This is a genomic window from Gluconobacter sp. Dm-73, assembly GCF_018256215.1.
GTDB classification, from domain to species: domain Bacteria; phylum Pseudomonadota; class Alphaproteobacteria; order Acetobacterales; family Acetobacteraceae; genus Gluconobacter; species Gluconobacter cadivus.
This window is the reverse complement of record NZ_JAERLW010000012.1, coordinates 122,694-132,306: the sequence shown is the minus strand read 5'-3', so window position 1 is coordinate 132,306 and position 9,613 is coordinate 122,694. Positions and strand designations below refer to the sequence as shown.

The window sequence follows — 9,613 nt, the reverse complement described above, 5'->3', positions numbered from 1 at the left end:
GTTGGCCATGGGTGAAGCATCTGTTCGCCGATGGCGCCTATGACCGCCTGCAGTTGATGGACAAGGCGACTTATCTGAATTTCATCGTCGAGATCATCCGCCGCCGCGACGGAGCAAAGGGCTTCGAGGTGCTGCCGCGACGCTGGGTGGTCGAGAGGACCTTCGGCTGGATGACCCGCTGGCGGCGGCTCGTGCGTGACTACGAACGCCGCGTCGACGTGTCACAGGCCATGATCTTCGTCGCCATGGGCGCCAATCTCATGCGCAGAAATGCTCACCCGTGATTTTCCAAACAGGCTCTTAGGAGAAAATTGAAGATAAAATAAATAAAGGTCGTTTTGGTCCGTACCTGGAACCCTGGTGCGGTCAGACTTTTGTTTTATATGGTATTAATAAAGGTGTCTGATGGGTTCTGTTGTGCTGAAATATAATAAAGAGTTATATTCAATACTAAGCGTATGCGATGAATTATCTTTATGCGCACAGGCCCAATTTCTTATTGATGGAATCAATAAAACCATTACTTCGATGTCAACGATGGTTTTTATATCTCCCGCCCTGATACGTGACTATATTGATCAGGTTGAAGAGTGCGCTCGCTATGTGGATGAGCTTAAAAAACTAGAGTGCCAAAACACTGTATTTCTCGAACTCAGAAGCGAATGTTTGAAGAAATTCAGTGCATTTGAAGCGGACATGGCTGGAGATCCCTTTATCATTCATAAGGAATCAGCTCGCGCTTTCAAAGCCTGAGACGTTTTTGCCACCTTAGTCGCAGATGTGCATGCCAGTTTCCATGATACCAAAGCGGAGACTGGTCAATGAAACTATATTTCCTACCTGCAATCGCATGTTTTGCTTTAGCGGCCTGCTCAGGCAACGTCTCGGCCGGTCATGGTCATGGCCCCAAGCCGCCCCCGCTCAAACATGCTCGCTATGAGCCGGACGCGGCCTACGGGTCGTCAAGGACCGTCTGGGCACCGCCTGTCTATGACCGGCAGGGTCATATCGTAAAAATCGAAGATCCGCGTAATTCGGGAGGCCGTGAGGACTACGAGCACGCGGGCTGGGCCGTTGGTGGCCCCAACAATAATTCCACGCACCCACCTGGAACCTTCTAAAGGAAAAGCGGCCCTCCTGGGCCGCTCCCTGCTTCAGGGCCGTCGAGGGAGAAGGGTGTCGGCTTCCCTGATATAGGCCAGCATCCCAGCCTTTCGCCGCTGGCGAAACTGCCAGTTCAGCCAGCCATTCTGCAGAATATAAAGCCCCAGAGCGAACCAGAACGGCATCATCTCGATCGCTGTCACGAGCGTCTGGCTGTGCCATGAACCGCTGAGGCCTACAATGATCCACGCCGCGAGCAGAGCAGCCCCGATGAGGGCTGCGCACCAGGCCCGTTGATACGTCTTGGTCTGCTGGTTCTGAAGATAGATCTCGACTGCGGCCAGACTGACATCATACACCTCTGCCGTCGCGGCAAGGTCGATGTGTCCCGATTCATCCACCTGAAACCCGTCCTCTGCCTCAGGCCGTCTCCGGACGATGCCCCAGAGGGTCCGAAGCAGACTATAGCCATCACGGATACTCGTGGCCCCGACTGCGACGGATGGGGAACCTACAACAAACCGGGCGGCCCGGCCTGTTTTCGCCAGAACTCCCTTCTTTTCGCTCGCCCCGCTCACTGGCTGACATCCTTCAGGAACTTGTCCAGATCGGGAGGCACGCCGTCGAGACGCCCCAGAGATCCGTCATGATGCTTCCAGAAAAAGGTCGGTGTGCCCGTCAGCGATACCGCCTTCGCGGCCGCCATGTTCGCGTCAAGTCGCGACTGTGCTTCAGCAGAAGGCTGATCCAGAGCAGCGGAGAGGCCTTCGGACGTCCACGCCTGCACCATACTGGCGTCTGCGGACAGGGAGGTCATGGCCCTGGCGTAGCGCGTGCTGGCTCCCCCGTCTTCATAGTCAAGGAGCGAGAGCGGCACGACTCTCAGGCGCAGCTTGCCGCTATCGACGGCGGGCTGAAGGAGCTGCATGGCTCGGATCGAGAACGTGCAGCGCGGGTCGATGAACATGATCACCTCCGGCGCGCCTTTCTGTCCGATCACACCGGCGTAGATCTGCTCCGACAACGACCCGGCCGAGGCCTTGCCGCCACCCGGAACGTAAATCCGAACCGTGGGGACCGCCCCCGGAATATAGCGGATCTGCTGACGGGTGATGTTCTTCCCCGCGGCGTCCCAGACAGTGCCGGCAATGGCGGCCTGACCGTCTGGCGTCGCATAGAGCACCTGAAAGCGATCGCCATTGCGCACAAACATGCCCTTTGTTTCGTGCCAGACCTCAAGATCTGTCGCCCGCTTGCCCATCAGCTCGTGAAGGCGGTCATAAGGGACGGGAATAAGCGTCCCGCCAATAATGAAGCTATGATTTTCAGGGGTAAAGAAAACAAGAAGCTGGTTGTCCCCATGAGCCACGCCAGTCTGGAGACCGTGCTGTGGCTCTGCCCACAGGATCTCGCTTCCGGCCTGCACCAGTCGCTGGATTGCGTCAGCCGGCTGAGGCCCTGATGCTATGGCCTTTTGCGGTGCGGACGTCTGGGGAGGAGGGGAAGGGACGGCGCATTGAGTCTGCGCCATTGCCGGTCCTGCCAGGAACAGAGATCCAGCGAGATAAAGAGAGGTACGAGAACGCATGAAGGGTCTCCCAAAGAATTAAGGAGACCCTATCGAGGGGAGATGCGACTAAGACCCGGTTTTCTCTGTTGGTGGAAGAGGGCCGTGGAGGGCGCGATACCGTGCAAGTGAGGCTTCGGCACGGTCGGCCCACGCTTTTAGTGCGTCGTAGTTGGCTTCCGACTTGTCTCCAAATTCTCTCCACTGCTTCGTGAGAGATATCTGTTGATTCAGGTCGGCCTGAGCTTGAGCGAGTTCTCCTTCAAGAGCGGAAATCCGGTCCTTTCGCTCTTGAAGAATATCTTCCTGCCACCTGATGTGATCGAGAAACTCCTGAGCTTTAGCCACGAGAACCGCGTACCTGTCCTGCCAGCTTTCGGATGGGCGACGTAATAAGTTGTCTACCACCTCGCGCCGACGACGTGCAGAATCGGCAGACATCTGGCCAAGCATGTATCCGGCCCAGCCACTCATTCCATCGCTACCGAACATCTCAGAACCTCATGTAGTACGGCTTAGTGTTGTGTCTGCTAAAGTAGAGCCTTGTTTCGCTAATGCGCCACCTTTTTTCGAATTGCCCTTTGCCTCGTCTTTCTTAGGCGGGGTGAGAGAACTTTCGATCCCTTTCAAGGTACCCGCCATACCAATTACCGCAGCGTCCCTCGAAAACTGGTCCAGATCGACCCGGCTACCTTCATGAAAGCCAATCATGGCAGGAACGCGTTCCGGAAGGATACCAATCAACCTGAAGCACATCAGCGCCAGCGTAATGTGGACCGTTACGTACAGACCGAGCATCACGACAATGCCGACCAGATTGGTCACGATCCAGCCATGTGACAGCACGAACCCTGCGGCAACCCCGAACGTCTGGTGGACCAGCCAGGACATGGCGTCGAACACGAAATAGCCGAGGAAAAGCCCGAACAGCATCAGGGTCGGCCGAAAGAGGACGTTAAAGATCAGGGCGTATCCTGCCTTCGCGTGCCCATGAAGACCTTCACCTGACATTGTCATGTGAGCGAGCATCCAGAGCGGAACCGCAATCACACCTTCGCAGACCAGAATAAGCCAGCCTGCAACGGCTGCCATCCACATGATCCAGGGGACCATAGGCAGCACAAAGGCCAGCATGAGGCCTGGAACCAGGAGCGCCATGGCCCCCGACAGAATGGGCGTACTGAGGAAACTGACAACGACATGCCCGACCCCAATACCCGCTGCGGCCGCAAAATTGCCCGTCAAAGCCGCACCAGCCGCTGTGATCGCAGATCCGGTGTCCGAGCCGAGAAGCGCTGCTGATGCCATGACCAAAAGGGCGGTCGTGACCATCCAGTTTCCAAGGCCCATGAGATTCCCGAACGGATCCGTCCAGTAGCCCTCAGCACCAGACGGCTCGATAAATGCCATGACCGTCTGGAGCGTGTAGTCAGTCAGATGAAGAGACCGCGCCACCTGCGACAGAACGCCTGCGCCATCGCCTGTTGGCGTAACACCTGCGTAAAGGTCGCTGCTGCCGCCTGGAGCATTCATGCCGTCCTGCGTCGCGACCATGTTGGAGATATTGGCCAGAAGCGCACCAATGGACTGCATCAGCGGCGCGATGTCCCCATGCAGATCTTCGCCAAGGCCGACATAGGTTGGCGCGCTGACGCTCGGCGTTGAGGCCATCAGGGACATGGTCTCGCCGTTGAGTCGGGCGAACTCAAGATAATAGGCCCCTGCGCCCGTCCAACCGAGGCTATCCAATCGGTTCTTCGTATTTGCAGCACTTCCGTTCGTGCCGCTGTTCCACGCCTGGAAACTTGTGCTTCGCTGCATCACAGCGGCCTGAACCTGCTGGCGGATGCTGGCAGCCTTGGCCGTCAGCTTGCTGGTATAGTCGTTTGTAGCCTGCGTCATGAGGGTTACGAGCGGTGCGAGACTGGAGGACCTCTTGGTCTGCCAGAACTGGTTCGCAACCTGCTGCACCTGCGGCCGGATCTCGCCAACCAGAACGCTGTCGAGGATCTGCTGCTGCATGGCGGCCGTGTCCACAGTCACGCCCAGAACCTTCGTCGCGGCCCGGGGCGCCTGAATGGTCACAGAGCCGCAGACCGGCTGACCATCCCCGGTTGTCATCTGATACGGGTAGGTGATGACGCCAACATCCGCGCCTGGAACAACCCAGACGCGCTGACCGGTCGGTGCCGGCACAAGGCTGGAATTGGATGAGGCCAGATTGACCAGATCCCGGCACATCTCATTGGCGATCAGTCCGGCCACAATGGTTTTCGTTCCCGGCACCATGGGCTGCGCGATGGTTTTTCCGTCTGGCCCGATCGCCTGCACGGCGGACGAATAGACCGTCTTCGCCATGCCGACGCCCCAGAGAGATCCCTGAACGAACGCGGCCTGACCGGCACTGAAGCCCCCAGCAACCGGAAGCATCATAATGGCCCCGAAGGCCATCCGCACGATGCTCATGGACGTCTGATTGGATCCAAGCACCTTCGACGTTTCGGCCGAGCGGTGCATGTTCATCATCATGACGTATGAGACAAACGCCATGGCCAGCGCCATGACGAAGCCGGACAGATCGCCCAGCATGGCTCCGATAACCGTGGCTTCAGTGCCGGTGGTTGTCGAAGACGACCCGAACACCGGAAAGACCGATTTGATCATCGTCGCGGCCCAGTCATCACCGGGATCGAGCATGTTCCAGGTCACGCCGTAGGTGGAGTTCCCGGATGTCGAGTTGCCTGTGACCGACTGCGCGTGAGCCATCCCTGTTGCGAGTAAGAGAGGCAGGGCGCAGAGCGCCCCACCTGTTCTGCTGAAGCGTCTGAAGAAGGTCATCAGTTACATTCCCGGGCTTGCGCTGGCGGACGCGGACGGAGACGGGCGGAAGACAGAGGCAACGGCCTCGACCGCCTTTTTCACCAGCTCACGCGCCTTCTCTGAGAGGTCTTCGACGATGCTGGTCCCGGCTTCCTTTCCCGGCACCCCCTTGGCGAGTTCGCCAATCTTGCTGTCCAGGCCGTTGAAACGCTGTTCAACCTGAGCCTCTGTCCCACGCTCTAGCCCAATATCGGCGGCTTTTTCGCGGTGAGCGCCATAGGCCGCGACGGCTTCGCCCGCTTCCTTCAGTTGCGCTGCGAACGCCTGGTTGGTGCTCCGCTCGGCTTGAAATCGTGATTGCAGGCCCTCATGCCGACCTCCTGGCCGCATTTCGCTCAACACGCCATCCATGCCGTTTGGCTCGGATTTCGCGGCGTCTGCAATTTCACGCATCACCGAAGATGCAGGCGTATTCTGCACGGCTTCGAGAGCACTCTGCGCCTTCAGACCGAGGGCTTCCGTCCGATCCAGATGGTTGGCGTCCGCCTGCTGTCCATGGGCGGCGTTCATCGTCTGCGCCTTGGCCATCCAGTTAGACCTGGGCGTTACGGTCTGCTGCACAGCCTCGGGACGAATGGCCTGTGCGAGACGGGTGAAAAGGCCTGGACCTCGCACCTGATAGACGACCTTTTCCGCCGCTTCCTGTTCAGGAGTTTTCTCTTCTTCTTTCTCTGGCCCAGATCGGCTTTGCGCCTTTGCGCCAGCATTACCCTTGTTTGATGCCTCAGGTGCTGCCTTCGTGTCGGCTGCGCCAGCGTCGGCCGGACGTTCAGGACGTTGGGCCTGAGGCTGATCTGCTCCCGGATCGCCTCCGCCAGGAGAGGCGTGCATTCTAGGATCCGCTTTCTCTGCCGAAGAGGGGCGAGTTGAAGTTGCGCCATCCTGCACGCGGGGCTCGTCGCTGTCCTTTGGCTCAGGGGCCTCGGGAATATCATCGAACGGCGGTGGCTCAGGGCTCCCATCGAACTCGGAGGCCGGTTCCACAGGTCTGACATCTGCCTGTTCATTCTCTGTAACGGTCTGCGCTTCCGGGTCGTGCGTAGAGAACCGTGCGGCGTTAGCGACCCGATCCGTTAGCGAGTGCAGAGCCTCGTCAATCTCCGGATTGCCCTGCTGGTCAGCGCCCATGGAGGCCACCTGCTCGGAAACGGAGCGCACGGTGTCAACCAGCCGCTGATCCATCAGATCGGGGGTCTGTCGCATAAAGTCCTTGAGGGTCTCGGACGTCAGACCGGGCACGGTCATGGCGCGTTGCGTCATCTCTTCGCGCAGCCCGCTCTCCTGAGGCAGGACTGGACCGACCAGACGCTCAGCGTCCTGAAGCACATAGGCCACGTTCGTCCGAAACCGCTTATTGGCGGCGAGGTCCCGATCCTGCTGCTTCTGCGCCAGCAGGGTGATCTGACCGGCGAGCTGGGGAGCCTCTTTTTCAAGTTGCGGCCGCACGCGCTCCAGGCTCTGGAACACGTCTGCGAGGGCGGGGGTCTGGGTATCGTTCTGGGCCATGTCAGCCTCCGGGATTGACGTTGGGAGATGGGATGGGGGCAAGTCTCTTGGCCTCACTTTCCTCTTCGTGCTGCGCCACCTGCGTTGCGGCGAGCGAGGACTGGAAAAGGCCAAGACGGTAATTCTGCAGGGCGAGGTAGTTGGCCTGCGCCTGCTCGATGGCCAGCTCACGCATCACGGTAGCGGGCGGCATCTGCTGAAGATTCTTGTTCCAGGTCACACCGGAGACACGACGGTTGACCTCAAGGCTCATCGACGTCAGCCACGAGGCCTGATCCGAGACGGCCATCCCTTCAGCCTGCATCTCGGTTTTCTGCACATCCGTCAGATTGATCGACGGGATCTCAAGCGAGGTGATGAAATTCATCACGTAGCGCGAGAGCGACATGCGGGCGTTGTAGGCACGACGACGCAGCGCGGCTTCGCGTCCGGACGTGGACGTAAGCTGCTCACCGCGCAGCGCGGCCGGAGCTACGGGTTGAATGAGTGTGGTGCTATAATCGTTGGCAGCGTCCACACCGCCGTCAGCCGACAAAGTATCCTGCCCGAACAAGGAAATGGCCCGCTGGTCCGCATTGGGCAGGCGGGAGAGGGCAGAGCACAGACCGGCCGTGACGTCTTCATGTGAGCAATACCGCCGCCCGTGCAGCGCCATGCTTGATGCCACGCCCTGGCCCTTGCCGTAGTAAGACGGCGTTCCTGCGTCAGCTTCTCCCCGACTGTCCGTAATCGTCGCAATGGCCCGTGTCGCCGTCCTTGCCGACTGTGAAGCCCCCTGGGTGGCCTGCGACCCGTCGATCCCCGTGCAGAACTCGGGGTTCATCATATGCTCGTCGCGGATTGTTGTGTCCTGCTGGCGCCGAGCGAACTCCGCCATGGCTGTATTGGACGCATCGGCGATCCGCTGCTCTGCGGCGACACCCGCCTTTTCGTAGTTACTGAGCTGGGTGAACCCCTTGTTCAGCATGGAACTGACGGAGTTCGGGTTCGTCAGACTGTCCATCGAGCTGTTCAACTGGGACGTCAGGGTCTTGGTCATCGACGACAGCGCACTGCCCGTAAACTTCTGTAGGGCGCTGATGGCCGCGACCACGGCCGCCTCGCCGATGAACGCATTGGCAGGCTTCGGCATCGCGACAAGAACGGTCGTGCAGAGCAGCATCGTTGCGATTGTTGGATTGAGGCGGATCTTCATCAGAATACCCCATCCAGCGGTGTGCTTGTGTACCCGGTCGGCAAGCGTGGCTCACCGCGTACATAGCCATTGGAATCCCCATTCCCGAGACTTCCGGCCGCGAGCTGGGGACCGTTGCCGCCAAAGTTCAGGGAGGGGCACATCAGGCCGTTTCCACCTGACAGGCCAAGACCGACATTCACACCGTTCAGGCTCAGGCCACACTGTTGCGCGGCCCCGACGGTGTTGTTCCACTCACTCTGGGCCGCAGAACAGATCTCTCCTTCGACCTGCCCGACAACGTCATTGATCAGCGCCGCAGGGTTGGCGATGTTTGTCAGGAGATTGAGGCCGGTCCCGTTAAAGAATTTGTCGAGACACGACAGGCCGCTGACGCTTTCAGGCTGCTTCTCGTAGGCATTGTTGGCCTTGATCCGCCCGTTGACGGCGTCCGCTGCGGCCTGTGTCAGGGTGGCGCAGGCCTGACTGCCCTGTGTTGCGGCGGAGGCCCCTACGGGCAGCGACAAGGCAGCCGCGATAAATAGAAAGGGTGCCCGTTTCATGCGACCGACCTTTCTTCTTCGGGGTCAAGAAGATCGCGCAGGAACGCGAGACGTTCCTCCGAGAAAACCCGGGCAGAGAGTTCTCCCCGCTTCTCGCTATCGGTCCAGGTGACAAGGTCGGCACGGCTGGCGACGGCGGCAGCCACGAGATCCTCTCCACCGGCCACGGTCGAGATCACCTCGGACACAAGGGTCCGCCGCTCCTCATTGGGGAGGGACGCAAGAAGGTTGGCCAGAGAGGCGACGACCGCCCCGTCCGTACCGGAAGTGTGTCCAGTCCGGACACGGAAATGCTCAAGCAGATTGTGGCGCGCAAGAGCGAGATTGGGAGCCAGAGAACTCGGCGGGATTTCCCTGTGGGGTGTTTGATCGTCTGGTGACATGCCTCTCTCCTGGGTAAGTCCCAGCAGAGAAGCAGTGCGATCTGCGACTAACGCTTATTTCTTCAAAATAGTGACGTGTGCGCGCCCAACCTCGATACGCTCGCCGAGTGGGCTGACTGTGCTGGCCAGAATCTTGTTCCATTCCCGACCGCCCTGCCAGTCCACGGCCTCACCCGGATCGACGCCCGCGCCATAGGTCACGCGCACTCCTGCGGGGACGATCTGCCTAATCGCGAAGGAGAGTGGCACTTGATGACCATATCCAGCAGTCATGCGGAAATGATGGACTATCTTCGGCGGCGCAGTCTGGATGGACGGTTCTACAGGAGGCGCGAGAGAGACTGGTCCCGAGGGCGCAGGCTGCACATGAGCTGGAGGCAACATTACAAACATTCGGTCTCTCCTGAAATGACTTAAAGTTCTCAATCGCAAATCG

12 protein-coding genes are annotated in these 9,613 nt (G+C 59.3%); 3 read left to right on the top strand and 9 right to left on the bottom strand.

Annotation, left to right across the window (positions count from 1 at the left end; genetic code table 11):
• The 3 genes from JK176_RS13035 to JK176_RS13025 all read left to right on the top strand — a co-directional run.
• Positions 1–284: transposase (locus JK176_RS13035; protein WP_211588207.1), on the top strand; the 284-nt coding region annotated here is incomplete at its 5' end.
• Between the two features lie 121 nt (positions 285–405).
• Entirely contained in the window at positions 406–753 is a 348-nt protein-coding gene (locus JK176_RS13030) for a hypothetical protein (RefSeq protein ID WP_211588206.1), read from the top strand.
• Between the two features lie 68 nt (positions 754–821).
• Positions 822–1,121: a hypothetical protein gene (locus JK176_RS13025; protein ID WP_211588205.1), complete on the top strand. Its 300-nt coding sequence runs from the start codon at positions 822–824 to the stop codon at positions 1,119–1,121.
• 33 nt (positions 1,122–1,154) lie between these two features.
• On the opposite strand, the gene JK176_RS13020 is transcribed toward JK176_RS13025, so the two are convergent.
• From JK176_RS13020 to JK176_RS12980, 9 genes are read right to left on the bottom strand one after another with little or no spacing between them, the layout of a single operon-like run.
• Positions 1,155–1,682 (bottom strand): hypothetical protein, encoded by a 528-nt coding sequence (locus JK176_RS13020; RefSeq protein WP_211588204.1) that lies wholly within the window; start codon positions 1,680–1,682, stop codon positions 1,155–1,157.
• Complete coding sequence (locus tag JK176_RS13015) at positions 1,679–2,692, bottom strand: thiol:disulfide interchange protein (RefSeq protein ID WP_211588203.1); 1,014 nt, start codon at positions 2,690–2,692, stop codon at positions 1,679–1,681. The genes JK176_RS13020 and JK176_RS13015 overlap by 4 nt, the downstream gene beginning before the upstream one ends.
• 48 nt (positions 2,693–2,740) lie before the next feature.
• The gene (locus JK176_RS13010; protein ID WP_016738525.1) at positions 2,741–3,163 is read right to left on the bottom strand and encodes a hypothetical protein; all 423 of its coding nucleotides are present in this window, start codon (positions 3,161–3,163) and stop codon (positions 2,741–2,743) included.
• A 9-nt stretch (positions 3,164–3,172) separates the two neighbouring features.
• Complete coding sequence (locus JK176_RS13005) at positions 3,173–5,509, bottom strand: DotA/TraY family protein (protein ID WP_211588202.1); 2,337 nt, start codon at positions 5,507–5,509, stop codon at positions 3,173–3,175.
• Between the two features lie 3 nt (positions 5,510–5,512).
• Complete coding sequence (locus JK176_RS13000) at positions 5,513–7,057, bottom strand: hypothetical protein (RefSeq protein WP_211588201.1); 1,545 nt, start codon at positions 7,055–7,057, stop codon at positions 5,513–5,515.
• Position 7,058: 1 nt separating this feature from the next.
• On the bottom strand, positions 7,059–8,252 hold the full coding sequence (locus tag JK176_RS12995) for a hypothetical protein (protein ID WP_211588200.1): 1,194 nt from the start codon (positions 8,250–8,252) through the stop codon (positions 7,059–7,061).
• On the bottom strand, positions 8,252–8,794 hold the full coding sequence (locus JK176_RS12990; RefSeq protein WP_064272969.1) for a hypothetical protein: 543 nt from the start codon (positions 8,792–8,794) through the stop codon (positions 8,252–8,254). The genes JK176_RS12995 and JK176_RS12990 overlap by 1 nt, the downstream gene beginning before the upstream one ends.
• Entirely contained in the window at positions 8,791–9,177 is a 387-nt protein-coding gene (locus tag JK176_RS12985) for a hypothetical protein (RefSeq protein ID WP_211588199.1), read from the bottom strand. Before JK176_RS12985 ends, JK176_RS12990 begins: the two co-directional genes overlap by 4 nt.
• Positions 9,178–9,231: 54 nt before the next feature.
• The gene (locus JK176_RS12980) at positions 9,232–9,426 is read right to left on the bottom strand and encodes a hypothetical protein (RefSeq protein WP_349291936.1); all 195 of its coding nucleotides are present in this window, start codon (positions 9,424–9,426) and stop codon (positions 9,232–9,234) included.
• Positions 9,427–9,613: the final 187 nt, after the last annotated feature.

Coding starts and splice junctions, on each gene's coding strand:
- JK176_RS12985 (WP_211588199.1), bottom strand. CDS start 9,177: ATGTCACCAGACGATCAAACACCCCACAGGGAAATCCCGCCGAGTTCT.
- JK176_RS13030 (WP_211588206.1), top strand. CDS start 406: ATGGGTTCTGTTGTGCTGAAATATAATAAAGAGTTATATTCAATACTA.
- JK176_RS13000 (WP_211588201.1), bottom strand. CDS start 7,057: ATGGCCCAGAACGATACCCAGACCCCCGCCCTCGCAGACGTGTTCCAG.
- JK176_RS13015 (WP_211588203.1), bottom strand. CDS start 2,692: ATGCGTTCTCGTACCTCTCTTTATCTCGCTGGATCTCTGTTCCTGGCA.
- JK176_RS13025 (WP_211588205.1), top strand. CDS start 822: ATGAAACTATATTTCCTACCTGCAATCGCATGTTTTGCTTTAGCGGCC.
- JK176_RS12995 (WP_211588200.1), bottom strand. CDS start 8,252: ATGAAGATCCGCCTCAATCCAACAATCGCAACGATGCTGCTCTGCACG.
- JK176_RS12990 (WP_064272969.1), bottom strand. CDS start 8,794: ATGAAACGGGCACCCTTTCTATTTATCGCGGCTGCCTTGTCGCTGCCC.
- JK176_RS13005 (WP_211588202.1), bottom strand. CDS start 5,509: ATGACCTTCTTCAGACGCTTCAGCAGAACAGGTGGGGCGCTCTGCGCC.
- JK176_RS13010 (WP_016738525.1), bottom strand. CDS start 3,163: ATGTTCGGTAGCGATGGAATGAGTGGCTGGGCCGGATACATGCTTGGC.